This is a genomic window from Reinekea forsetii (genome assembly GCF_002795845.1).
In the GTDB taxonomy this organism is placed as follows: Bacteria; Pseudomonadota; Gammaproteobacteria; order Pseudomonadales; family Natronospirillaceae; genus Reinekea; species Reinekea forsetii.
On record NZ_CP011797.1, the window covers coordinates 3465001 to 3490712 of the forward strand.

Sequence of the window (25712 nt, forward strand, 5' to 3'; positions counted from 1 at the left end):
ATGTTGTGGTAATTCAGCATGGCGCAAATATCCGCACCCTATACGCTCATATGAGTAAGTTTTCCAAGTACACCAAGGTAGGTAACCGCATCAAACAGGGCCAGGTCATCGGGTATGTCGGCGCAACCGGCCGCGTAACCGGGGCCCATCTACATTATGAGTTCCAGGTCAATGGCGTGCACAAGAATCCGCAAACGGTTAAATTACCAACTGCTCGGCCACTTGCTGGCGAATATCGAGACGATTTTCAGAATTACTCAACCAATATGATCGGTCAGTTGAGCGTTTTCGATGAGGGTTTCGCTGCTGCAGGTGATTTTGAATAACGCCCAGTGCTGCCGTCAGAACAGCAAAATACTAATAGCCCTGCGCGCCTGTAGGGCTTTTTTTTGCGTCAGGCTCTGGGAGCGCTTCAACAAGTGCGCCCCCCAGCAGAACGCTGAGCAATGCGTAGTTCTGAGAAATAACTGGGATTTTTGCCTCTATCTGAACGACAGTGGCAGATGTTTCAAGAGGTCATCGCCACTGTATCGACCCATCTCGGAAGCGCCAAATGGCAGAGCATTGGCCACCGCCCTGGCTAACGGGCACTAGATGGCAAATGACGAGCCACAGCCGCAGGTTGTCGATGCGGTTGGGTTTTGAATAACAAACCGGCTGCCTTCCAAGCCTTCGGAATAGTCGACCGTAGAACCGCCCAAGTATTGAACACTTAAAGAATCAATCACAAAGCGGATACCTTCTTTTTCAATCAGGGTGTCGTCATCGTCGGTTGATTCATCGAACGTAAAGCCGTACTGAAAACCGGCACAACCCCCTCCGGTAACAAACACACGCAACATAAGGTCGGCATTATGCTCTTCGACCACTAACTCCCGAACCTTACTGACCGCCGAGGCCGTAATATTTAATGCTTCCGCTACAGCATCTGCCACATCAGTCATAAGAATACCCTCTCTAATAGACGCTGGATTATGAATACCTGAGCAAAACAGTCAACTATTAGCTGCTACTTTACACTATTTGTTTAATTCTACAGCAGATAGGTTCACAGGTTCGATCATACTGATCGGATCCTTTTTCGCTTTCTTGCCCTGCTCACTGGTGACATGCAACAGCTTGCCATTAACCTTGGCACCCATCACCATTTCCATCATCACGTAGTGAACATCGCCCGTAACCAGTGCGTTCTTATTCAGCGTAATGTGTTCGGAAGAATAGACATCGCCCTTAACTTCGCCGTTAATCACCACGTGTGGTGCTCGGATCTCGCCTTCCACGATCCCTTTGACACCAATGGTCACTTCCGCGTTACTGTCCGGATCTGCAAGGATATTGCCTTTTATAGCACCCTCGATCTGCAATGCCTCGGAAATTCGAATATCACCCAGTATTTCTGCTTTTGCTGTAATTAGCGTTACATTTTTACCCACGGTTTTTTCACTGCCCCACATTGTTTCCAGTCTCCAAATCTGACCAGATATACGCTTTTTCCAATCGCGCGGGCTTATCGCCTACAGATTGAGCTATGACCTGAAGTTGATCAGGCGTAAAATTTTCAGGCAAGACCAGTTCACCGGTAAAGTCCTGAAAGTAGCGATAACGAAACTTGATTTCGGTATCGCTTATGTCTATTGATAGGTCTTTCAGGGGGTAGGCGGTGACAGTGTCACCCTGTACCCCGACAATAGTCACCCCGACAAAGCCGCGCAGATAGCTGGAATTATTGCCGACCTGCGTTAACATCACCTTAAATCGATAGCGGTTTGCGCTCGCGGTTTTCACCAGGGTGACTTCCTGAATCGTCAAACCGGCGGCGTTCACCGACGGCGACATAATGCCCTGATATAACGAGACATCTTCTTCTAGTTGGGCAATCCGATCGGTTAGTTCACGGTTGGTCTGTCGAACCCCGTCAACCGATTCTTTGTCTACGAAGGTGGCATTTTCGAGCACTGCCACCAGCTGACGCAGTTCATCTTCCCGGCCTATACTTTCCAATAGCTCAATCTGTAGCTGCTGCCGCTGCTGATACAGGACCTTTTCCTGACCAATACCCTGACTTATACCATACCAATATGAAGTATAGACACCAGCAGCCATGGTTAACAATGTCAGCACGATATATATAAAACGACGCCACGGGCGATGGGGTACTACGACTAAATTTTCCAGCACCCTGCCTTTAACTTGACCCATGCACAAACCCCTGACTTTGCAAAATACGCCCAAAAACCGATTATTGGCTGGGTAGCCCGGTCATCATAACAAATAGTAAGATAAACGAGTATGATCCAATTGCTTATTAACACTCGCTAAGCGCCTAAAAAACGGCTTTTGGAACAGGGCTGTCCAGCCCTGCTGAGCAGCCTCACTTAGCGCTGGTGAGAAAAAGTATCAGTTTGACGGGCTTCACGGGGCGTTGAGCACAGACTGATTCGGCCTCATTACCCGGCCACCTTAACTGCAGTCTAATTTATCAATACTCGATGGAGGCTCGTATTCGTGATGTTTTTATGGCTTAAGGCGTTTCATATCGTCTTCGTAATCGCCTGGTTTTCTGGGATATTCTATTTACCTCGCTTATTTGTTTACCATGCTGACGCCACCGACAGAGTGTCGCAGGAACGCTTTAGCTTAATGGAACGCAAGCTATATCGGGGCATCATGACGCCTGCGATGGTCTTGGCCTTGGTGTTTGGCAGCTGGATGCTATACCTGAACCCGGGCTTGCTCCAAGGCGGCTGGATGGACGCTAAACTCACTCTGGTCGCGGCCGTTGTGGCGTATCATTTCTGGTGCGGGGCCATACTCAAACAGTTCCGCGCCGGCACAAACACTCGTGGTCACGTCTGGTTTCGTTGGTTTAACGAGGCGCCAGTCTTAGCCCTGGTAGCCATTGTCGTATTAGTGGTGGTCAAACCCTTCTAAGCAAGGCCAAAGCATCGGTCAGCAAAAAAAAAGGGTCCGCCCGATAAGGGCAGACCCAAAAACTACCAATCAACGAAACAACCTCAACAGAGACCAATATTGAGGTACTCCTTTAGTTTAGAGCCGCAGAACGGATGATGCCATGCCCCACTCGGTTGAACTATTAACAGGTGGATTTTTAACCGGCAATCCAAAGCAGACCTTCTAGCCTGTTCTGCTAACTTGCTGTTGCTAAGTCTCGCCCCACCAAAATCGCTTCTTTGCGATTCACGACCGAGAGTTTCTTATACAAGTTGTTGATATGGGTCTTCACCGTACTAACGGCTATAAACATGGTTTGAGCGATGTCGTCGTTGCTCTTACCATCAATAATATATTGCAGAACGCGCCACTCTTTTTTGGAGATGCCCAAAGCCAGCAAACCGTCCGGCACCTCTTCTTCCCCGCGCCGACTCGAGGTGTTGCGTTGTTTGTAGAGAATCAGCAATTGTTCCACAAAGCGCCCTTGGTCCTCCGGCAAAATTGCCACATCCATCGACTCAAACAACGGCATAACCCACTGACGCAGAAACAGGATGCTGGCCACAATGGAATATTGTTGAATAAGCGGCAACAGCAGCAGCAGTTCGGCCATGGCCTCGTCCGCTTTGCCTTGCAGGTTCAGCAACGCCACCTGCAACAGGCCAAGACGGATGAATTCCAACTGATAGGGGCGACCTTCAAACTCCCGCAAGGGCGAATAGATCTGCTCTAATCGACTGGATGCTTCACCATAACGCTGGCAGGCAATATGGCCATATATCTGGGCGCGCAAGACGACATAGTCGCGCATGCTATGGCAGCGGCCGATCGCCGGGGTCGCCTTAAGCCAGGTTTCAATCTTTTTAATTTCGTCATTTTGCCACCAATAGAGCAACTGAACTTCCATCGAATAGGGAATCAGATGCTCTGCCACGTTTTCGCGCGCCAGTATCCCTTCGTGCTGACTCGACAACTCCCGGGCTATGGTTGGCTTGCCCTTGAGCATCTCCATCTTCAACAACCAACCGTATAGGTGCTGCGCCCAAAACTCGTCCCAGTTCTGACACAAGAGGCTAACTTCATTGATCAGCAGCCTAGCCTCACGCAGATGATAAGCCTCCAGCGCCAGTTCGGCCTGACTGAACAATGAGAAACAGACATTAAAGCCGCTGTTCACACTGTGCTGCTGAGCGTATTCCTGAACTTCCTTGGCCAATTCGATCGATCGGCTGAAGTCGCAGCGCTGTTTCCATATTTGGGATTGTTGATTCAGGCTCCACAAGACCGCGTCGTGGTTGGCCTCCTGCCGGCTTAGCAGTTCGCTTTCCTCATAGATCGATAAAGCACGATCGAGTTCACCCTGTTCAAACTTAACGTTGGCATAGGTGAGCAGGGGCGATTGCCGACGGGTATTGGCTGCGGGAAACAATGCTAAGGCGCTACTCGCCGCTTTTTCGGCCTTGACGAAATCGCCCAGCGAAAAGTACGCCTGGGAGCGAACGGTTTCATATTCTGCCCGCAGCAAGGTGCTTGGCTCTGGCCCGTCGGTGAGCAACGGTCCTGCCAAGGACAGGATGGTATCCACTCGATGCGGGTTGCCATAGATCGCTTCCACCCAGCAACAAACCAAGGTCAATTGCGGGTCACTGGTAATCGCCTGATCACTGAGTTCGGCCAGGCAGCGTTTGACCAGATCGTAATGCGCCTTGTGGATGAGATCTTCGCCATAGGTGCGCAGGATATAGACAAGCTGGTCATGATCCTGAGAGCGAATGGCATGGTCTACGGCACCCACTATGTAGCCCATTTTCAAGAAGGCTTTGCCGGCTTTGTGGTGCAACAGGTGAATATCCACACCGGATTGTGTGAGTAACTTGTGCTGTAAAAATTCTCGCAATAGGTGATGGTAACGAAACCACTGCTGTGGCTCGTTAAATTGCACAATAAATAGGTGTTGCCGCTGCAGGTACTCGAGCACCTCATGGACATTGATATTTTCCGTTAAGGCCTCGGCCACCTCACTATTGAAGCGCTTTACTATACTGGTGCAGAGCAAGAATTTTTTAACATCCTTGGGCAGGGCATCGAACACTTCGGAATCGAAATAGTCGATGGCATTGAGGTCTTTTTGTTCCAGCCGTGACTTGAGTTCATCAAAGGACGGCTTGGATTTCAGGCCGAGGACAATCAATTGCAGGCCCACTGCCCACCCTTCGACATGTTCCAAGAGGCGCTTAACGTCCGGTTCATCGAGCTGAAAACCACCACCGAGCTGCTGAAAAAAGGTCTGCGCCTCCGGCACACTGAAACCCAGTAGGTCACTTTGCATATCGGCGACCAAACCCTGCAAGCGCAGGGACATAATGCTGGCTGGCGGATCCGATCGCGTGGTCAAGACTAGAGTGACATGGGGCGGCAAGTGCTTGGACAAATAAGCCACTGCACCATGGATTTCGTCCGACTCGATAACATGAAAATCATCCAGCACGATGATCAGCCGTTGGTGTATCCGATCGAGCTCAAACAGCAGCTGTCCGAACAGGGACTTCAGTTGGGTATTGCGATCGTTAATGCCAGCGTGACAGAGCTGATCGGACAGGCGTACCTGCTTCTCAATCGCCGAAATAAAGTAGGCCGCGAAAGTGAACGGATCGGTGTCTTCCGGATCGAGCGACAACCAGGCTAAACGAGCCTCCGGTTCATCCGCTTTGAGGGCTTGAAAACCGTGCAGGGCCGCGGTTGTTTTGCCAAAGCCAGCCGGTGCACAGAGCACCACCAGGGGCAATTTGCAGGCCGACACAAAGGCATCGTCGACCCGATGACGATGAATCGCGTTCGGCGGTAAGTAGGGTACGGAAAGCTTGGAAGGCACTAAGTAGTGCGAAGGAATAGACTCAGTCATGAATCTTATACCATCCGAGGTAACGCGAATGTGTTTTAATCATACCCAGCCTTTCTCCTTAAATTCAAACCCTGTGGATCAATGAAAGTGCATTAAATCCATCTTTTCTTAATTATAGTCGAAGTTTCGGCCAAATCATGGTCAATCTGTTTGCGTAGATCGACATTGCTGGTCAATATAGCCCTCAAATTACATTACAGGACTGTTGCCATGACTCAAACTTCGGCCGATCTATTTGCCCGAGCGCAAGAACACATCCCAGGTGGGGTCAACTCCCCCGCTCGTGCCTTCAAAGGTGTCGGCGGCACGCCGGTGTTTTTTGACCGAGCAGCCGGCGCTTATATGACCGATATAGACGGTAAGCAGTATATCGATTATGTCCTCTCTTGGGGCCCAATGATTCTAGGCCATAACGCCAAGGCCGTGACCGATGCGGTTCATGCTCAAGTTGATAAGGCCATGTCGTTCGGTGCGCCAACGCTCTTGGAAATTGAGATGGCCGAAAAGGTCTGCGAACTGATGCCTTCGATCGAAAAGGTACGCATGGTCAATTCCGGTACCGAGGCAACCATGTCGGCCATTCGGCTAGCGCGCGGTTTTACCGGCCGGGATATTCTCGTCAAGTTCGAAGGTTGTTATCACGGCCATGCCGACAGTTTGCTGATTAAGGCCGGTTCGGGTGCCCTTACCCTGGGCGTGCCGACATCACCAGGCGTGCCTGAATCGGTCGCCAAGAATACGGTCACCCTAGAATACAACAACCCTGAGGCGGTTCGAGCTTGCTTTGCTGAGTTGGGCGCGGATATTGCCGCTCTGATCGTTGAGCCCGTCGCCGGCAATATGAATTGTGTGCCAGCGGTACCCGGCTTTTTAGAAACTCTGCGTGAGTGCTGTGATGCCTCCGGCAGTGTGCTTATTTTTGATGAGGTTATGAGTGGCTTTCGCGTTGCTCTCGGTGGCGCCCAGGCCAACTATGGCGTTCAACCGGATCTGACCACCCTAGGCAAGATCGTCGGCGGCGGCATGCCGGTCGGGGCGTTCGGCGGCCGCGCCGATATAATGGATTTCTTGGCGCCACAGGGCCCCGTCTATCAGGCCGGCACCCTATCTGGCAATCCAGTCGCCATGGCAGCCGGCTTGGCCGTACTAACCGAACTGAGTCGTCCTGGCGTCTATGAACAGTTGACCACTAAGACGCTGGCCTTGACCCATGGCATCCTAGCCGAAGCGGCTGCATTGGATATTCCGATGAGCAGCAATCAGATGGGTGGTATGTTCGGCCTATTCTTCAGTGAAGAAAGCGACATCGCCACCTTTGAGCAAGTTAGCCGTTGTAACATCGAACGCTTCAATGCGTTCTTCCACGGCATGCTCGCCGAAGGCATCTATTTTGCACCCAGCGCCTATGAAGCTGGCTTTATGTCGTTAGCGCACACCGATGCGGACATCAACGCAACCATCGCCGCAGCTGGACGAGTATTAAAAACACTGAAATAGCTGCGGATAGTGATTGACAGCTTACCGAGCCATCATTAGAATGCGCGCCAATCAGCCCTGTAAGGGAGTTGATGTTCACTATCAGCCTAGGTGGTGGAATTGGTAGACACGCAAGCTTCAGGTGCTTGTGCTCTTCGGGGCGTGGAAGTTCGAGTCTTCTCCTAGGCACCATTAGAACAGTGAACGGATTAAAGTCGACCTAGTCGGCTTTTTTTTCGCCTGCAATTCCTTCTTCATTCTCTTACCCTGCGCACATTCGGACATAAAAAAAACCCCACTCAGGGTGGGGTTCGAAAATGTCCTCGGACTTCAGCGTTGCTCTGCGCCAAGCCCGATTTCACCAGGAATCAGAACGCGCCGGCACTCGAATCGGTGCCTGTACTCGGCGTGGTCAGAAGCGTATCTGTACCGCCCTCCCAAACCAGATCCTTAGCCGGCTGGGTTTCATCACGCTTGATGCATTTCCAGGCGATGGCCGTTGCCGCAGGCAAGGTCACCGTGCCAGTCCAAGTTGGATAGGTTGTCGATTCCAGAGCGATTGCATCGGCAACATTCCACTGACCCAGCTCGGCAACATTGCCGACCGCGTAGACACTTTGACCCATCTTAGTATGGCCATTGGTACAGCTGAGGGTGACCGTTACGCCCACCGGCGCTGCGACAACCGTAAAGCGCACCTCGACAAAGGCATCTCCGCCATTGGACTCGACCACAATAAAGTCACTGTAGCTCATGCCCACGATTAACTCGGTGGTGTCGATTGCCACGGTAATACGGAGATCATCCAGCGTGGCGGTCATCCAGGTCGCCGGCTCGCTAACATCGCTCACGCTCAGGCTGCCAGCACCGGCATTGGTCAGTAACACCTCACTATCGGTTTGGCTGTTGACTACCAGGTCGCCCAAATCCAAGACCATTGGATTAACCGCTAAGACCGGATCGCCCTGTGCTTGCCAACTCAGGCTCAGGCCATCTTCTGCAGAGCTGCCTTCGTCAACCGAGAGCAGGTAGTCACCGGCCGATAGAGTCGCACTGGCATCGCCACCGCTGCGGTTCAGGCTGGCTGCAAGTCCGCTGGCATTGCCGCCCCAATTTACCGCCCAAGTGCCATTCAGGGTCAGCTTGTAAGGACTGTTAGTCAGTGCGGTCGGCAAGGTAACCCGCGTTTGCCAGCGATGGTCGGCGACCATCTGCAATTGATAGGTGGTGTTGGCCGGGTCCCAGGCGGCAAAGGCGGTGCCGGTCAGATGCAGGGTCGCGCCCTGACCAAGATTGGTTGCAAAGCTTTCACCCGGGGTTGCCTGACTGGTGGTACCCAATGCGCTATCACCATACTCATTACTCGCCAAGACTCGATAGCTATAGGTCGTGCCGTTGGTTAGCCCGGTGTGGGTGAAGGAGCTGTCGGTGACCGTCGCCTGCTCCGATAGTAGGCTCGGCTCGAGCCCGTCATCGGTGTAATAGACCCGATATTCATCGGTATTAGCGGTGGCATCCCAACGCACGATCGCCTGGCCATTACCCGCTATAGCCACGGCATTGATCGGCGTGCTTGGGGGCAGTTCAACCGGACGTGGCTCGACACTAACATGCCAGTCGGAGCCACCGTTGGTGTCCCAGCTGCCATCCGTGGTGTTGTTAAACACAAAGTCGAACTGACTGGCGTCTGCGGGTAAGGTCAGGGTGCCTTCGTAGGCAAAGGTTTCTGCATTATAGACCAGGGCTTCGTCGCCCATCGATGTACCACTATCGCTCCAGTTGTTAATACCCCAATGTAAGAGCAGCTCTTTATTGGCACCACTACGGTAACTGACTGTCACCGATTCACCGGCAAGCAGATTTTCTGGGGTCACAACCACCTTTTCCTTGGGATTCATCCGATCCATCAAAACATTGATCAATTCAGCATCTGTCGTCTCGGCGTTCAGTATCAGTACCTTGACGCCATGCGCCTCGACGGTGGTGGCCAGGCTGTCGGTCACACTGTGAACTTCGCCGCTGGCGGCGTCCACCCAGTCACCGGGGCTAAGGTATTGGCTCACGCTGAAGGACGCGGTGGCGTCACCCTTATTTAATAAGACCAGCGCGGTTTGCACCTGATCGGCCTGTTCGAAGACGCGGAAGAATGCAGCCTTCTGGCCGGCAAACTCGCCATTGACCTGCAGGCCCTTTTGTAACGCGACCGAGGTTTTCCGGATCTGTGCAATGGCACTCAACTCTTGATAGATTCGGCCATTGCGCGCAGCGTTGATATTGTCCTGACCGTAGTAATTTCGGTTCCCGGCGTGCTCACTCTTACCCTGCATAAATTGCATTTCAGAGCCGTAATACACCACCGGAATACCGCGGGCAGTAAACAGCCAGTTATTGGCATCGACGAAGACGTTTTCATTGCCGTTGGAGTTCATGCGCGACATGTCGTGGTTGTCGTAAAAGCTCGCCAAGACATAGGGGTTGGTATATTGGCCGTCGTCCAGGTGCAGATACCATTGGATATCGGCATAGTCTGACGAGCTGTCTTGGAACAGCTGAGTGATCGCGCGCTGACCCGGGAAATCGAGGACGCTGATGCCGCCGTTCTCAGGTTTCTGATGCTGTGCAATGGCCCCCGCGTTGTAGTTAAAGTTTTCACCGAACATATAGAAATCGGGATTCTCGGCGCGGATGCGATCGGAAAATTCCTTCCAAAAAGCGTGCGACATCCAAGCGATGGTATCGATCCGGAAGGCGTCGGCACCCTGGTCGATCCACTGCAAGTAGGCACTGACTAGGTAGTCCATGACCTCAGGATCTTCGTCGTCCAAGTCCGACAGTTGCGCCAGGCCACCGCCGCGGTTGTACCAGTCGTGCAGAGACTCATCATCGCTCAAGTCGCTGGGTTGGCGATTCATATGATCCGCCTTTAAGTTGCCGTCCTGGTCATAAATTTGGCCAAATTTAGCCTGGGATTCGGTCATCGTATAGGACGGAGAACCGTGATTGCCGACTATGTCGAGCACGGTTTTCAAGCCGAACTCACCTTCCATCTTGCTATTGAATTCGCGAAAACTCAGGCCGGGCGATTCCAGATGCTCATCGACCTGGTAAAAGTTAACGCCCCAGTAGCCGTGGTAACCGGTTTTACCTTTATCGGCTCCAACGCCCGCGCCGCATTCGAGGGGGCTGCCGCCGGTAAAGGCCTCGTCTGGATTGTCGACGACGGGTGTTATCCACACCGAGGTGAAGCCCATTTCAGCTATATAGTCTGCGTTGTTGTAGATGCCGGCAAAGTCACCCCCCTGGTAACCGATATTAGCGGCGCTGCCATCGCTGCACGGCATGGATCGGTCCCAGGTGCCCTGGCCGACATCGTTGCCCTGATCGAACTGGTTATTGCTGGTATCGCCATCGACAAAGCGATCGGTCATCACAAAGTAGATTGCCTCTTCGGCAAAGGCTTCGGTGGTACCATAAAATTCATTAGCAAAGGGTTGGCCGCATATGGCTAGGGTTAGGGCTGCCAGACCAAAACCAATGCGCGGGACAGGGCATTTTTGATGTATTTTCTTCATTATATCTCCTGGTTTTATATTTTTTGTGTAGATAGATTTTGCGGTGAAGGCTCAGTCAATTAACTATCGTTAGATCTAGCAACGGGTTCCCGGCGCAGCGCGTGTGCCGGTAAAACAAGACAAGGCACAATCGAACATTCAACTTATTATTTTTCGGGAGTAAATTCCGCAAGCAGACAGTAACAATGTTTCACTTCAGGGGAGGTCATGTTTAGGGTCACTTTTTAATGACCTAAATGAGCATTTAAAACCGGACCACACAGAGTCTTGAGGAGTCGATCACACTGAGCACCGATCGATAAGAGGCGTTGCCAATGGATCGGCTTCGTACTTAAAGGCGAGCGAAACAGGTGGTACGTATTGGCACCTTGGCATTAAGGCTTTAAAGTGAGGTAAAACCGGCCGGAAAATCCTTATGCAACGAATAAATCTCACCGATATCGAGCTGTCTCTCAGTCGCCTAATCTATGGTGTTTGGCGTTTGGCAGATGACCCAGACCAAAGCATAAAACAGGTCCGCGCTAAAATTGATGCGGCACTCGCGGAGGGCATAACCACCTTCGACCATGCCGATATTTATGGTAATTATGAGTGTGAACAACTGTTTGGTCAGGCGCTGGCGCAAGACAGTAGTTTACGGTCGAAGATGGAATTGATCAGCAAATGTGATATTTGCCTGAACACCGAAAAGTTCCCTGATCGTCGAGTTAAGTATTACGACACCAGCGCGGCCTATCTAAACAGCAGCGTAGAGCTGTCATTGAGGAATTTGCACACCGACTATCTCGATTGCTTACTCATTCACCGTCCCGACCCCCTGATGAATGCCGCAGAGACCGGCGCCGCGCTCGACGCACTGATTGATGCCGGTAAAATTCGCAGTGCCGGGGTGTCCAACTTTCATGCCCCAGAGTGGCGCCTGTTACAGGGTCATATGCGTCACCGTCTGGTGATCAATCAGGTGGAAATAAGCATCCTGTGTCAGGATGCCTTCTTAAATGGCGATCTGAGCGACATACAAAGCGATGGCCTGGCACCCTTGGCCTGGTCACCCTTGGCCGGTGGTCGGTTATTCGGCGATGAAGCCGCCGCGCAACGCGTCCGGCCGTTGCTGGCAAGACTGGCCGCGGAACAAAACAGTCGGATGGATTTGGTTGCCTTTGCTTGGCTTTTGGCCCATCCGGCGCATATCTTGCCGGTCGTGGGTACCAATAACGTCGGCCGGATCCAGGGGCTGAGCGAGGCGTTAGCGATCAAGATCGATCGCGAAACCTGGTTTGAAATCTGGGTCGCAGCCTCGGGCAACGAATTGCCCTAGAAACGAAGCAGCCAGCAGACCCATTAATCCAAGGCGCAGCAGCACCCGCAGCACATAGCACAGGGGCTGAGTTCTAATCCGGCCGGTCCATGCGTTGGGCCGCATAGCGCCGAGTCGACCATAAGAACAGGCCAAACAGTGCCAACAACTCGCCTAAACTACCGGTCTTTTTCACCACGGTAACCGTCGGTTCCGCCTGAGTTGGGTTGCTATTGGGCGGCGGGGCGACCACCGGTTCGGAACTGAAATATACCCGGCTGCTTGAACTGGCATCACCGGTAACAATGAGATCGGCTCGGCCATTGCCATCGATATCCGACAACACCAAAGCGTTAGCGCCTGGCGCTAAAAAGGTTAGGGCCGAGGCAAAGGTGCCCTGCTTTTGGGTAAACACCTGCACCAGGCCGTCGTCATTTAACACCCCAAGGTCCGCTTCGCCGTCACCATTATAGTCGCCAACCGACAGGGAGCGGACATCCCCAGCCGAGAGTTCTAGGCGCAGAGTAAACTGTCCGCTACCACTGGGCTGGTATATCTGGATACTCGGATTCTGTGACGAGGTGTGCTGCCCGATCACAATATCATCCGCAACACCGTCGCTATCTAGGTCAGCCACCAGCACTGCAGCACTGGTGCTTTGTTGATCGCCGACAATTAGGGCATTGTCGACAAAAACACGACCCGTTGAGTCGGCACCCTGGTTCAAATAGATATAGTCATCATCCGCGCGGTTAGCAACGATCAAATCGGGTCGGCCATCGCCATTGGCATCGAGTTGCGCCAAGCCAATGGATTCAGATTCAGCCCGCCCCAAAAGGTCGGCCGGAACAAAGCCGCCCTGACCGTCGTTCAAAAATACTTCGTTCGCGCGGTCGATGTTGGCAAAAGCCAGATCGACCAACTTATCGCCGTTGAAATCCAACGCAATCACCGCACGACTGTCGGCCTGACCCAGTTCATCTGGGGCCCCATAAACGCCCGCGCCCTGATTGTAATAAATCAGGTTGACCCCGCTATTGGCGAACACCAGATCGGGCCGTCCGTTCTGATTTAAATCGATGGCGATGACCGCATGACTATTGGCAACCCCGGTCAAGATGTGTCGGCTGGCGAGGCTATTGTAGCCACTATCGAAGGCGAATATTTGCTCGGCTTGGGCCTCACTATTGGCGAAAATTAATTCAATAAGCCCATCACCGGTCAAATCCGCCGCGGCCACCCCATGGCTGTCGACACCGCTCAAGACCGGTGCCGTGACCTCTGGTTCGGCCAGGTCAGCCTGAAAGACTAGGGTCACATCGGCCCAGTCATTGCGACTGTTCGGGTCGATCTGGGTGGTAAAGAGTTGGACTTCGACATTGACTAGGGCCGCCTGGTCGCTGATCACCTTAGTAGTAATCAACCTCGTTTCGCCGATCTCGGCCAGATCACAACGGACTTCGCCAAAACTGACCAGAACACACTCGCTGCCTAGACTGTTAAAGCTTGCCGGGGCATCCAGGGTTATCACCAGGTAGCCGTCGGCCAAAACCGCTGGGCCGTCATTGGTGATGCTTAGCGCCAGGCTGGTCGCCTCCGAGAGGCCTACCAGATGGCCCGAGGCGCTGAGGCTAAGGGCCAAATCGGCACTGTCGGAATCGCTCACGGTTAACGTAAAGCGCTGCTCGGTACTGGCCTGACCATCGCCCACTTGGATCTTAACCGATGCGGCGCCGATGTCGCTGCCCTCTGGCTGACCGCTCAACAGTCCGGTCGTATCGATTGACAACCAGTCGTGATCGCTGACAACCGAAAAGAGGAAGTCATCGCCGTCTGCATCCGTCGCACTGAACTGGACCCTATAATCTTGATCGATCACTACGTTGGTCTCTGGGCTGCCCACTAACTGGGGGGCGTCGTTAACCGCCGTGACTTGCACCGTCATGGTGGCCAGCGCGCTGCTGAGGTCGCCATCTGATACCGACAGATCGACACTCAATGGCCCAAAAAAGTCGGCCGTGGGAAATAGACTATTGGCCACCATTTGATAATCGATGCCTGGTTCGACGCTCAGGGAGAAGGTCGATGAGTCCGGGTCGGTAATGGTGACGTCGCTCAAGTCAAAGTCATAACGGCCATCCTCGGCTAGGCTGATGTCAGCCAGCGCTGAAATAACCGGTGCGTCGTTCACCGCATTGACGGTGATGGCGGCGGCAAAACTGGCGCTGTCGCTGTCACCATCGTTAACCGTGATCGGGACGCTTAAGGTGCCATTGTAGTTGGCATCCGGGGTGATGCTATTACCACTCACGCGGTAGTTCAGACCACTGCCGACGGCCAGGGTGAAGCTGCTGTCATCCGGATCGATTAGTGTGAAATCGGCCATACTCAGAGTTAGGCTGGTGTCTTCGTTGGTGGCCAAGTCGAGCTGACCGCTGATAATGGGCGCCGTATTGGCCCCGGTGACCAGCTGCCAGCCAATATCCTTGTACAGTGCTAAGGTGTGGCTAAAGTTGGCGTCGCCGGTATATTGCGGCTCCATCAATTCATTCGGCGTCAAAGCGGTATCGAAATGGGACACTGAGGAGCCGCCTTCATAGGGTGACGGCGCATACATCTGCACCTCACCCCCCTTGACACCAGCCGATAGGGTATCGGCCAACGCGTTCACCTCGGTTCCGGTCCAGACCAGATCCCCGGTATCGGTCAACGAGGTGAAAATTTGCGCTGTGCTCAGGTCTGTCCAGGGTCCGACGCTCTTGTCCTTAAGATTTAAAGAATAGCCGTCCATCAAGCCATTGGCCTTGTTGCCCGCGCTGTCGACTAGCGATAAGACGCCCAAACCGTGAGCCAGTTCGTGCAACACCACTTCAAAGAAATCGATGTCGTTGCCCGGCGGATTGTGATCCAAGCCGTAATACCAGCTGACCTCGTTTAAACAGGCGTTGTTGTTATCCATCGAAGCATTGAAATTGGCGGTAATATCGGCCACACCAGAATCGGCATCTGAGTTACTGCGCGCATTAAACAGGGCCACTGGGTACCAAGTGTTGTTGAGCAACCCTAAGCTGGGACCGCCGGCGCTAAGGTAATAGCTGGCGGCGGGCCCGGCGGAGCCCAATACCGCCGAACTTGCGCTGCAGGTGAGGCTTCTGAAAGCCGCATCGATCTCGATGGGCACGGCACTGATCAGCCGATCGGCCCAAATCTGCGCGGCGGCATTGAAAACTGCGGCGCGAGATTCACCGATGCTGCCGGTAAAGCCAACCCCAAAGTTGAGCACAAAGGTTGAACCGGTGCCGGTGATCGTTGAAGCGTGACCGGCGCCAGCCAGTAAGCTGGCAGCGACACTTAACAGCAATTTGACCCGCCACCCTATTGGCCCCGGAGACTTGGCACGGCCGTTTTGGTGACCATATCTCCGTCCAGTACTAATACTCATTGATGGTAACCTGACCGTCGGCTCCGATAGTCGCGACGGGCACGGCCTGATGGATGCCCAGTAAACTGGCCCGGAACAGGGTTGGACTGACCTGCTCGATGACCAGATCACTGTTGTCGCGCGATGCAAAGGCGCGAATTTCGCTTTGGCTCTCAAGTGGCAGGGCATCAAATGCCGGGCGGGGCACGACGGAGGACGTCGCTATGGGCGAGACATTCAGCTGCGGTGGGGCTGATGGGGCTGGCGTCGAGACGTCAGGGCTGGCGCTACTCGAACTGGGTAAGGCGGCTTTGGTTGCAGCGGGACTGGCTTGTGATTGGCGTGTATTGATTGGCGCTATGAGCTCATCGATGCCGGCCTCGGCGGGCCTTGGCTGGTCCTCAATAGCTTGGCTGCCTAGGCGAAAAAAAAATCCAAGACCCATTACAATAATCGATAACCCAATGAGCCGCCGCGACTTGAACCCTACCATTGGCAATTGCGTCTATTAAAAAGAATAAAATCATACCAACCTGCGGCAAACTTCAATATGGGTGCTAACAAATCAGCACAACTTACCATATTTCGCCATTAAAATGGCGGATTGTAGCAACCCAGATACCTTAGGGTCTCGAAGGGCCAATGAAATGATTTTATGTTGCTTTTTGTAATTACTAGCGGTGTCAAAAAAACAGCGCCTCTGTCCGACCCGACTCATATATGCTGGCTTATCACTCGAATAGCGAGCTGCCGAACAAACAGGTGCCTAATCAGGGACAGGCTGCGAGCTCTAAAATTGAAGATTCAGGGCCAACTGGTAACCGCCGCGCGTTGGCATCAGAGCCATACTAACCCCGTCAGGATCAGGCACTAGCCACTGGTTAAAACCGATCGCGATGGCTGCGCCAGCGGTTACATCCCACCAGTCATGCTGGTCGGCATGGACTCGACTGTAGCCGACAAAACTGGCCGCTAAAAAGGCCGGCAAACCCACATCCCAACCGTAGCGCTTAGCCAAGAACGACGCGCCCGAAAAGGCCGAGCTGGTATGACCGCTGGGGAAACTAAGGGTATTGCGGCCATTCGGCCGTTCCTTGTTAACGGTGTTCTTTAGCAGATGGGTCAGGACAAAGGTCGACCCATAGGAGGTGAGCAGCGCTTTGCGGCCCGCGGCATCGTCTTGGCTAAAGGTGGACGCTAGCGCGGTTAAGGGCAGGGCTATCTGTAATACATCGCCCGCCGTTTCGATCAGATCCTGAGCCGATACCGTTGACATCGAAATCGACAGTGCCAAACCAATGCAACAGCTCATCTTTTTAACATTACTCATGGTCGGACTATTCCTTGCGCCGTTAGGCTGGGTGGCAACTTAAAAGTCGGTATCTTCCCGACCTCGATTAATATGCAATTTATTTTCAAGTTTCAATCGATCGCTTTTTTTGATCAACACATAGAGCGCGCCGACACCGCCGTGGTGTTTTTGCGCGCTGTGGAAGGCAATGACTTCCGGTATTTGTTTTAGCCAAGTATTGACGCACGATTTCAAAAACGCCTTCGGTTCACTTAACTCACCCTTGCCATGCAGAATTATCGCACTACGGGTATCAAAGCGCTGGCAATCTTGGATGAATCGATACACAGCCTCGCGCGCTGCAAGCATTTTCATGCGGTGTAAGTCCAGCCTGGCATCAATCGAATATTGACCCCGTTTCAAGTTACGAAAAACCCCCAATGACACCCCATTGCTGCGATATTCCAGACTGTCCAGAGGCTGAACCAGATCAATAATCTCATCGCTTAAATGATTGGTAGATTTCTGTTCAACCGTCACCGCCATCTGTCGTCGATGCTGGAGGGTCGGCTCGGCAACCTTACTTGAGCTGCGATCCACCTTACGGACCCCCTTAAGCGGCGTGACACCCTTCATTTCCTGCCGTAAAGCGGCCAAATCGTCGTCTTCTATCATAGATCACCCTTATTAGCCGTCGATCTTAGCGAATTCTGGTAGGCACAACCAGCCATATAGGTTTACCCTTGAATGACACATGATGGCGACGCTGCCTCTCCGGTTGATCCGGGCCAAGCTGTCTGGACGCCGAGACCGCGGTCAGTGGCAAGACACATCGATCGGCCCGGCCTAACTGGGCCGCCACGCGGACGGTGTAAACATGCGGTAAAAGCTTTGGTCAATGGCTTGGGAAAACTCAAAACTGCACCCATTTGAATGCTTTATCTTATTAGAGGTTCGACTATGAGCACACACAGCATTTTGCTGATCGACGATGATAGAGATCTGGCAGAATTGCTGGGTGAGTATTTGTCGGCTGAAGGCTATCGACTCGAATCGGCCCATACCGGCGAAGAGGGTATAGAAGAGATTGCCAACCATCACTTCGACCTAGTATTGCTTGATGTCATGATGCCCGGAATCGATGGTTTCGAAACCTTGAAACGTATTCGCCAGACCTCGATCGTCCCGGTGCTAATGCTAACCGCCCGGGGCGAAGAGACAGATCGTATTCTTGGCTTAGAAATGGGCGCTGACGACTACCTGGCGAAGCCCTATAGTCATCGCGAGCTGTTGGCTCGCATCAAAGCCCTATTGCGACGCATTGAATTGGATCGCACCCAGCAGAACGATGACAGCGGCATCATGGCCTGCCATGGGGTTGAGCTCAATTTTGACACCTATAGAGTCTACTGCGACGGTGAACACATACCGATGACCACCAGCGAGTTCAAGGTGCTGCGTGTCTTAATGACTCGCGCGGGCAAAGCGGTGCCGAAGGAAGATCTCTACCTCGAGGTTTTAGGCCGCGAAATCATGGCCTATGATCGCTCCATCGACATGCATGTGAGCAATGTCAGGCGCAAGCTCGGCGGTACCTCTGAGCAGTCGAAAATCCAAACCATCCGCGGCATTGGTTATATGTTCGTCGATCCGAATCAATAATCGCCACCCTGGCGTGAGCGCTCCCGCACTCTGGGTCGCGCTCACCACCGGCTGACCCAAGAGAAGCGTTCATGCAGTTAGGCAAGCTCAACCCTCTGGGGTCGGTTTTTGGCAAGATCTGGATCAGTTTCTGGTTATCGTTGATCCTGATCGTTATTGCAGCTTATTTTGTGTCCTTTCAGGCCGCCAAGCAGTATCAGGTCGCTCCGCCGGCCCCTCGTCATATCGCGACTCTCAGCAATATAGTCTTTCCGGATCTGGGTTTTGCCGGCACTGACCCTGCCCGCTTGGCGTTGATTCTCACCAACTATAATGACACAGCCCGCTTTCAGCTGTATCTGGTCGATGACGCCTATCGTATGTTGGGCAGCCCTCAGCCGCCCAAACGCATTCTGGTGATGCTCTCAGAAATGATGGAGCAAGAAGGCATGCAGGTTGGCCAATGGCGTAACGAGGCTTGGTTAGGGCCTATTCCGATTGCGGTCAATAATATTAACTATCGTTTATTCCTGCGCGGGGTACCGTCCCTACCGCCAGCGAACTTGCCGTTCTGGCTGGAGAGTCAGTGGATGCAATTGGCCCTCGCCCTGACCATCTCCGGCCTGATGAGCCTGCTCCTGACCTGGTCTCTTGTGCGCCCGATTGAAAAGTTACGCCAGACGGTGCGCGCCTTGGCGCGCGGCACGCTCAATGCACGTGCTGGATCCAGCGTCAGCCGCCGGGCCGACGAAATTGGTGAATTGGGCCGTGATTTTGATGATATGGCGACCCGGATCGAGGATCTGGTCTCGGCCCAGCAGCGCTTGCTGAGCAATGTCAGCCACGAATTACGCTCACCCCTGACCCGGCTTCAGGTTGCTATGGGCATCGTGCGCCAAAAGGCGCCGGAAGGCCTCGACCGGGCCCTCGATCGGATTGAACGCGAAAGCGACCGGCTCGAGAATATGATCGCGCAAATCCTTACCTTGAGTCGTTTTGAGAACGACATGCAGCAGGTCGAGTGGCGCACGATCGAGCTTGATGACATCGTCCGCAGGGTGGTCGAGGATGCTCGGTTCGAGGCCGAACCGCGGCAAATCACGATTATTGATCAGATCGATGGACCGCTGCAGATGGAAGGTGATGCTCAGTTGCTGCACAGCACGCTCGATAACGTGGTGCGCAACGCGCTGCGCTTTTCGCCGGCGGACGGTACCATTCGGGTAGCCTTAAGTCAGGGCCCGGGCCAGGTCACCCTAACCATCAGCGATGAAGGACCCGGCGTGCCAGAAGACAAGTTAGCGCGCCTGTTCGATCCGTTTTATCGCCTCGACCAAACCAACCCAGGTGCCGGATTGGGATTGAATATTGCACTCCAGGCTGTTCAGCTGCACGAAGGCAGCATCCAGGCAGTCAACAATCAGCCCCATGGTTTGACGGTCATTATCGATATTCCCAAGGTGGCCAGCCTGCGCGGCAAAACGCGTTAGCAGGTCGATACCCAGCGCCAACACGAAGTACGCTCCGGGATAGTGCGATCGCGCTGGATTTATACCAAAACAGGACCGACCCGATGACCCCAGCCATTGACTACTTACGAGCACACAAGATCCCCTTTACCGTGCACGAATACCAGCTCAAACACAGCTCCGACAACTATGGCCAGGATGTCGCCGATGCGCTCGGAGTGCCTCACAGCCAGCTTTTTAAGACCCTCTTGATCGCCCTCAATGGAAACCCTAAAACGCTCGCCGCCTGCTTGGTTCCCGTGGCCGGCAGTCTCAACCTCAAACTGGCCGCGAAGGCACTTGGCGCCAAGAGGGCCGAGTTGGCCGATGTCGCCCAGGCCGAAAAGAGTAGTGGCTATGTGGTCGGCGGTATCAGCCCTTTTGGCCAGAAAAAAGCCTTACCGACTGTACTCGATGCCAGCGCGGTCCTCCTAACCAGCCTGTATGCCAGCGCGGGCCGGCGTGGTTTGCAGATTGAAGTGGCGCCAGCTCGCCTGGCTGAGGCCTTAGGTGCTGTTATTGACGATATTTCAGCCTAATCGGGGTTTTTAATGAGCCATTGCGTCCTAAAAATCACTAATATTCGAGTTAAGTTGAGCAATCCTAACCACCTGCTATGGTGTTCTGATTCCTTTCGGAGCATGGTAACTATGAAAACATTTTTTTCGATCTTCTTATGTTTGGCCCTAAGCGGTCTAAGCCAGGCGGCAACGCCATCACCGGTCGGTCAATGGCAGACCATAGATGATGAGACCGGTGAAGCCAAAAGCCTGGTCACCCTTTGGCTTAAGAACGGTGAACTGATGGGCCGGATCGATACGCTACTCAACCCCGAAGAGCCGATTCCAATCTGCGAAGAATGCAGTGGCGCGCGCAAAAATCAGCCGGTTGAGGGCATGACCTTTGTTTGGGGTCTGACCGAGAATGGCGACCAGTGGGACGGCGGTACCATACTCGATCCGGGCAATGGCAAAGAATACAAGGCTCGATTTCGCTTAATCGATCAGGGCGCTAGCTTGGAAGTTCGGGGCTATATTGGCTTCGCGCTACTCGGTCGAACCCAGATGTGGCAGCGTCTGCCTTAAGACTGGCATAGATTGGATCAAAAAAACCAGCTTAGGCTGGTTTTTTTTGGTTCAGGGGCAGCGTTTTAATAGAATTCGCCGGAACCGGCCGAGGTATTGATAACGGTCAGGGTTTTAACGCCCTCAAGCGTCGCCAACAGCAAGACGTCCGCCGCACGCTGAGCAAACAAACCATTGGTCACCACACCGACGATATTATTCAGCTTGGCTTCCATTTCTTTGGCATTGGTAATGCTCAAGCCGTGCACGTCGAGCAGGATATTGCCATTGTCGGTGACCACACCGACTCGATAGACCGGATTGCCGCCCAAGGCGACAATCGCACGCGCGACCGAGCTGCGCGCCATCGGGATAACCTCGACTGGTAATGGGAAGGCGCCCAACGTCTCGACGGCTTTGGACTCGTCAGCAATGCAGACAAACATCTTCGCCACCGACGCGACGATTTTTTCACGCGTCAGGGCCGCGCCACCGCCCTTGATCAGCTCCAATTTTCGGTTGGCCTCATCGGCACCATCAACATAGACCGCTAACTGACTCACCTCATTCAGATCGAAGACCTCGATGCCGTGGCCGCGCAAGCGTTCGGCCGTGGCATCGCTGCTGGCGACTGCGCCCTTAAAGTCATGCTTCAGTTCCGCCAAAGCATCGATAAAGAAGTTTGCCGTGGAACCGGTGCCAACGCCAATGATCGCATCGGGCTGCAGCAGCGGCTTGATGTACTTGAGGGCAGCGAGCGCCACCTGTTGCTTTAATTCGTCTTGGCTCATAATTCAGTCCTGGTGGGCGTTAAGGCTATTATAGGGGGCATTGAGATGTTACGCAGCCTGTAAAAAGTTCTTTTTCATACCAATGGCGAATATATCTCCCGAGGTTGTTATAAAGTCCGCTGGCGGGCCTTGGGTTTAAGGGTCATTTCACCGTACACTGTCGGATAGTTATTCACTGACCTTCCATCGTGACAAGGACCATTCATGTTAGAGCATTACGTTAAAAAAATTCTGAACGCCAAGGTTTATGCAGCGGCCATCGAAACTCCCTTGGATGTTGCGACATCCTTGAGCCGTCGACTGGGCAATCAGATTTTAATTAAACGTGAAGATCTGCAGCCGGTGTTTTCCTTTAAAATTCGCGGTGCCTACAACATTATGGCGCAACTCAGTGACGCGCAGCGCAGAGCTGGGGTGATTTGCGCATCGGCCGGCAACCACGCCCAGGGCGTGGCGCAGGCTGCCAAATTGATGGGCGTTAAGGCGACCATCGTGATGCCTGTGACGACACCGGAGATCAAGGTTTCCTCGGTCCGCGCGCGCGGCGGCAAGGTCATATTGCACGGCGATTCATTTGATCAAGCCCTGCTCTTTGCCACCAACTTGCAGCACGAAAAGGGCTACACCTTCGTGCACCCTTACGACGACCCCGATGGCATCGCCGGTCAGGGCACCATCGCTCGAGAAATACTGCACCAATATGGTCCGGGCGAAATTGACGCGATCTTTATTCCAGTCGGCGGCGGCGGATTGGCGGCGGGCATTACCGCCTACATCAAGTATTTGCGCCCTGAGATTCGCGTTGTCGCCGTGGAGTATGAGGAGAGCGCGTCCCTAGCCTCGGCCATGAAGGCCGGTAAACGCACCATTCTGAAAGAGGTTGGACTGTTTGCCGATGGCATCGCCGTGGCTCAAATTGGCAAGGAAACTTTTAAGGTGCTCAAAGACCATGTCGATGAGGTGATCACCGTCTCAGCCGATGAACTTTGTGCCGCGATCAAGGATATCTTCGATGATACCCGCTCCGTGGCAGAGCCGGCCGGCGCCGCCAGCGTGGCGGGTATGAAAAAATATGTCGCGCGTGAGGGCTGTACCGGTAAAACTTTGGTAACCATTTGCTCTGGTGCCAATATGAATTTCGACCGGCTGCGTTATGTTGCCGAACGTTCCGAGGTGGGTGAACATCGCGAGGCCATCTTTGCCGTCACGATACCGGAAAAACCGGGTAGCTTTCGGCGTTTTATCAGTCATATCGGCAAACGCTCGGTAACCGAATTTAACTATCGCTATAACAATGAACGTGACGCACAAATCTTTGTCGGCATAAAAACATCCAGTGATGTGGAGCGTGTCGAACTGCTAGCCAGTCTGACTGACGACGGTTACAGCGTGCTCGACTTGACCCAGAATGAAGTCGCTAAGGCGCACGTTCGCCATATGGTTGGCGGTCACGCGCCACTAGCGACCGATGAGCGACTATTACGCTTTGAATTCCCCGAGCGTCCCGGTGCCCTGCTCAAGTTTTTGACCGCTTTGGGGGGCCATTGGAATATCAGTCTGTTCCATTATCGCAATCACGGGGCCGCTTACGGACGGGTATTGGCCGGGGTACAGGTACCCAAAGCGGACCTAAAGGCCTTCCGTTTAAAGCTCGATGAGCTCGGTTACCGCTATTGGGACGAGTCCGACAACCCCGTTTACGCGGCTTTTTTGGGCTAGGCGTTACGGCCAAAGTCCCCCATTGGCGGGCTCCACGGGCAAATTTCACGGTTCTTCGATAGGCTCGAACAAAGAGAAGCTCGAGCCTATTGCACTATTCTTTGTGTCTTTTTTGCACACTTGCGGTACAATCCGCGCCCTTAATATTCAGTGGAACCAATACAGTGATCGAAAATTTGCGTAATATCGCCATCATTGCTCACGTTGACCATGGTAAAACCACCTTGGTAGACAAGCTTTTACAGCAATCAGGCACCTTGGGTCGTAAAGACCAGAATTCTGAGCGCATCATGGACTCGAATGACCAGGAGCGTGAACGCGGTATTACCATCTTGGCGAAAAACACCGCTATCCGCTGGAAAGACTTCCGCATCAACATCGTCGACACCCCAGGCCACGCCGATTTCGGCGGTGAAGTGGAGCGTGTTCTGTCGATGGTTGACTGCGTTTTATTGTTGGTCGATGCCGTTGATGGCCCGATGCCACAAACCCGCTTTGTAACCTCCAAAGCGTTCGCCCAGGGTCTGAAGCCAATCGTCGTCATTAACAAGGTCGACCGTCCCGGTGCCCGTCCAGATTGGGTCCTCGATCAGGTCTTTGAACTGTTCGACCGTCTCGATGCGACCGAAGAACAACTCGACTTCCCGGTAATCTATGCGTCCGCTTTGAATGGTGTTGCCGGCTTGTCTGCCGATGACCTAGCCGACGACATGGAACCGTTGTTTAAAATGATCACCGAAGTCGTACCGGCTCCGGCCGTCGATTTGGAAGGTGGTTTCCAGATGCAGATCTCTGCCCTGGACTACAACAGTTATGTTGGCGTTATCGGTGTCGGTCGTGTATCGCGCGGTTCTGTCAAGCCCAATGCTCAGGTTGTGATCATCGATGACGATGGCAAAACCCGTAAAGGCAAGATCTTACAGGTGATGGGTTATAACGGCTTGGAACGAGTTGAAATCGAAGAGGCGCAAGCCGGTGACATCGTTTGCATTACCGGTATTGAAGGTCTGGGTATTTCCGACACGGTATGTAGTCCTAATCAGGTTGAAGCCCGACCACCCCTGTCTGTTGATGAGCCCACTGTGAGCATGACCTTCCAAGTGAACGATTCGCCGTTCGCCGGAAAAGAAGGTAAGTTCATCACCACCCGTAACATCAAGGACCGCTTGGAGCAGGAACTGATCCACAACGTCGCTTTGCGTGTTACACCGGGTGAGACGCCGGACAAGTTCAAGGTATCAGGCCGTGGTGAATTGCACTTGTCGGTACTGATCGAATCCATGCGTCGTGAAGGCTTCGAGCTGGGTGTGTCCCGTCCCGAAGTGGTCCAGCGTATCGTCGATGGTAAGGTGCATGAACCTTATGAAATCGTCGTGATCGATGTTGAAGAGGGTCATCAGGGATCCATCATGGAAGAGCTCGGCCTGCGTAAAGCCGAACTGACCAACATGGAACCGGATGGCAAGGGCCGTACCAAGCTGGAATTCATGACCCCGTCGCGTGGCCTGATTGGCTTTCGGGGTCTGTTCATGACCCTGACCAGTGGTTCTGGCATCATGACCAGCATCTTCGATCATTATGGTCCGATCAAAGAAGGTGATGTCGCCAGCCGTAAGAACGGCGTACTGGTGTCCATGGTTAAGGGTAAGACCTTGGCTTACGGTCTGTTTCCATTGCAGGAACGTGGTCGCCTCTTTATGGGCCATGGTGTTGAAGTGTATGAAGGCCAGATCGTTGGTATTCACTCACGCAGCAACGACCTGGTGGTCAACCCGACTAAGGGTAAGCAGCTGACTAACGTACGTTCGTCCGGTACCGATGATTCCTTGGCCCTGTCGCCCCATATCAAGCAGACCTTGGAGCAGGCGTTGGAATTTATCGAAGATGACGAGTTGGTCGAAGTAACACCGTTAAGCATTCGTGTTCGTAAGAAGTTTTTGACTGAAAACGAACGCAAGCGCAACGGCCGTAAGTAGGATTGCGCGCGGTGGCCAGTTTCGACTGGCCACTGAGCACTGTCAGCGGACATAAAAAAAGCGGGCCAGCGGCTCGCTTTTTTTATGTCTCGGCTTTATCGG

At 53.3% G+C, this 25712-nt stretch carries 20 protein-coding genes and 1 tRNA gene (1 of these 21 running past the window's edge); 11 read left to right on the forward strand and 10 right to left on the reverse strand.

Annotation, left to right across the window (positions count from 1 at the left end):
* Nucleotides 1–326, forward strand: the 3' end of a protein-coding gene (locus REIFOR_RS15830; RefSeq protein WP_227003710.1) for a peptidoglycan DD-metalloendopeptidase family protein. 967 nt of this gene lie to the left of the window's left edge; the window shows 326 of its 1293 coding nt (coding positions 968–1293); its start codon lies off the left edge, out of view; it ends in the stop codon at nt 324–326.
* Between the two features lie 264 nt (nt 327–590).
* On the opposite strand, the gene erpA is transcribed toward REIFOR_RS15830, so the two are convergent.
* The 3 genes from erpA to REIFOR_RS15845 form a co-directional block, all read right to left on the reverse strand.
* Complete coding sequence (gene erpA, locus REIFOR_RS15835; protein ID WP_100258475.1) at nt 591–944, reverse strand: iron-sulfur cluster insertion protein ErpA; 354 nt, start codon at nt 942–944, stop codon at nt 591–593.
* 75 nt (nt 945–1019) lie between these two features.
* Complete coding sequence (locus tag REIFOR_RS15840) at nt 1020–1454, reverse strand: bactofilin family protein (protein ID WP_100258476.1); 435 nt, start codon at nt 1452–1454, stop codon at nt 1020–1022.
* Nucleotides 1441–2199, reverse strand: coding sequence for a DUF6776 family protein (locus REIFOR_RS15845; RefSeq protein ID WP_100258477.1), 759 nt, complete (start codon nt 2197–2199; stop codon nt 1441–1443). Before REIFOR_RS15845 ends, REIFOR_RS15840 begins: the two co-directional genes overlap by 14 nt.
* A gap of 309 nt (nt 2200–2508) precedes the next feature.
* On the opposite strand from REIFOR_RS15845, the gene hemJ reads away from it, so the two are divergent.
* Nucleotides 2509–2931, forward strand: coding sequence for a protoporphyrinogen oxidase HemJ (gene hemJ, locus REIFOR_RS15850; RefSeq protein ID WP_227003845.1), 423 nt, complete (start codon nt 2509–2511; stop codon nt 2929–2931).
* Nucleotides 2932–3148: 217 nt separating this feature from the next.
* Here hemJ and REIFOR_RS15855 read toward each other — a convergent pair whose 3' ends face one another.
* Nucleotides 3149–5854 (reverse strand): winged helix-turn-helix domain-containing protein, encoded by a 2706-nt coding sequence (locus REIFOR_RS15855; protein ID WP_100258479.1) that lies wholly within the window; start codon nt 5852–5854, stop codon nt 3149–3151.
* Between the two features lie 210 nt (nt 5855–6064).
* Here REIFOR_RS15855 and hemL point away from each other — a divergent pair, with 210 nt between their 5' ends.
* Together hemL and REIFOR_RS15865 are read left to right on the forward strand one after the other, a co-directional pair.
* Complete coding sequence (hemL, locus tag REIFOR_RS15860) at nt 6065–7351, forward strand: glutamate-1-semialdehyde 2,1-aminomutase (RefSeq protein WP_100258480.1); 1287 nt, start codon at nt 6065–6067, stop codon at nt 7349–7351.
* Between the two features lie 84 nt (nt 7352–7435).
* Nucleotides 7436–7522, forward strand: a tRNA-Leu gene (locus REIFOR_RS15865).
* Between the two features lie 176 nt (nt 7523–7698).
* Here REIFOR_RS15865 and REIFOR_RS15870 read toward each other — a convergent pair.
* Nucleotides 7699–10902, reverse strand: a complete 3204-nt coding sequence (locus REIFOR_RS15870; RefSeq protein ID WP_100258481.1) for an alpha-amylase family glycosyl hydrolase — start codon at nt 10900–10902, stop codon at nt 7699–7701.
* Nucleotides 10903–11317: 415 nt separating this feature from the next.
* Between REIFOR_RS15870 and REIFOR_RS15875 the strand changes: the two genes are divergently transcribed.
* Nucleotides 11318–12220 carry an aldo/keto reductase gene (locus tag REIFOR_RS15875; RefSeq protein WP_100258482.1) on the forward strand — a complete coding sequence of 301 codons (903 nt, stop codon included), beginning with the start codon at nt 11318–11320 and terminating at the stop codon, nt 12218–12220.
* A gap of 73 nt (nt 12221–12293) precedes the next feature.
* Here REIFOR_RS15875 and REIFOR_RS15880 read toward each other — a convergent pair whose 3' ends face one another.
* The 4 genes from REIFOR_RS15880 to smrA all read right to left on the reverse strand — a co-directional run bounded on the left by REIFOR_RS15880 (nt 12294) and on the right by smrA (nt 17586).
* Nucleotides 12294–15560 carry an FG-GAP-like repeat-containing protein gene (locus REIFOR_RS15880; RefSeq protein WP_158524413.1) on the reverse strand — a complete coding sequence of 1089 codons (3267 nt, stop codon included), beginning with the start codon at nt 15558–15560 and terminating at the stop codon, nt 12294–12296.
* 70 nt (nt 15561–15630) lie between these two features.
* Complete coding sequence (locus REIFOR_RS16890) at nt 15631–16065, reverse strand: hypothetical protein (RefSeq protein ID WP_158524414.1); 435 nt, start codon at nt 16063–16065, stop codon at nt 15631–15633.
* A 345-nt stretch (nt 16066–16410) separates the two neighbouring features.
* Entirely contained in the window at nt 16411–16950 is a 540-nt protein-coding gene (locus tag REIFOR_RS15885) for a phosphatase PAP2 family protein (protein ID WP_100258484.1), read from the reverse strand.
* A 39-nt stretch (nt 16951–16989) separates the two neighbouring features.
* On the reverse strand, nt 16990–17586 hold the full coding sequence (smrA, locus tag REIFOR_RS15890; protein ID WP_100258485.1) for a DNA endonuclease SmrA: 597 nt from the start codon (nt 17584–17586) through the stop codon (nt 16990–16992).
* A gap of 285 nt (nt 17587–17871) precedes the next feature.
* Here smrA and REIFOR_RS15895 point away from each other — a divergent pair, with 285 nt between their 5' ends.
* From REIFOR_RS15895 to REIFOR_RS15910, 4 genes are all read left to right on the forward strand, one after another.
* Nucleotides 17872–18573: a response regulator transcription factor gene (locus tag REIFOR_RS15895; protein ID WP_100258486.1), complete on the forward strand. Its 702-nt coding sequence runs from the start codon at nt 17872–17874 to the stop codon at nt 18571–18573.
* Nucleotides 18574–18644: 71 nt separating this feature from the next.
* Nucleotides 18645–20042 (forward strand): ATP-binding protein, encoded by a 1398-nt coding sequence (locus REIFOR_RS15900; RefSeq protein WP_100258487.1) that lies wholly within the window; start codon nt 18645–18647, stop codon nt 20040–20042.
* An 83-nt stretch (nt 20043–20125) separates the two neighbouring features.
* Nucleotides 20126–20599, forward strand: a complete 474-nt coding sequence (gene ybaK, locus REIFOR_RS15905; protein WP_100258488.1) for a Cys-tRNA(Pro) deacylase — start codon at nt 20126–20128, stop codon at nt 20597–20599.
* Nucleotides 20600–20710: 111 nt separating this feature from the next.
* Nucleotides 20711–21145 (forward strand): DUF2147 domain-containing protein, encoded by a 435-nt coding sequence (locus tag REIFOR_RS15910; protein WP_100258489.1) that lies wholly within the window; start codon nt 20711–20713, stop codon nt 21143–21145.
* Between the two features lie 65 nt (nt 21146–21210).
* On the opposite strand, the gene rpiA is transcribed toward REIFOR_RS15910, so the two are convergent.
* Complete coding sequence (rpiA, locus tag REIFOR_RS15915) at nt 21211–21915, reverse strand: ribose-5-phosphate isomerase RpiA (protein WP_100258490.1); 705 nt, start codon at nt 21913–21915, stop codon at nt 21211–21213.
* Between the two features lie 204 nt (nt 21916–22119).
* Between rpiA and ilvA the strand changes: the two genes are divergently transcribed.
* Together ilvA and typA are read left to right on the forward strand one after the other, a co-directional pair.
* Nucleotides 22120–23634, forward strand: a complete 1515-nt coding sequence (gene ilvA / locus REIFOR_RS15920; protein WP_100258491.1) for a threonine ammonia-lyase, biosynthetic — start codon at nt 22120–22122, stop codon at nt 23632–23634.
* Between the two features lie 164 nt (nt 23635–23798).
* The gene (gene typA / locus REIFOR_RS15925) at nt 23799–25610 is read left to right on the forward strand and encodes a translational GTPase TypA (RefSeq protein ID WP_100258492.1); all 1812 of its coding nucleotides are present in this window, start codon (nt 23799–23801) and stop codon (nt 25608–25610) included.
* Nucleotides 25611–25712: the final 102 nt, after the last annotated feature.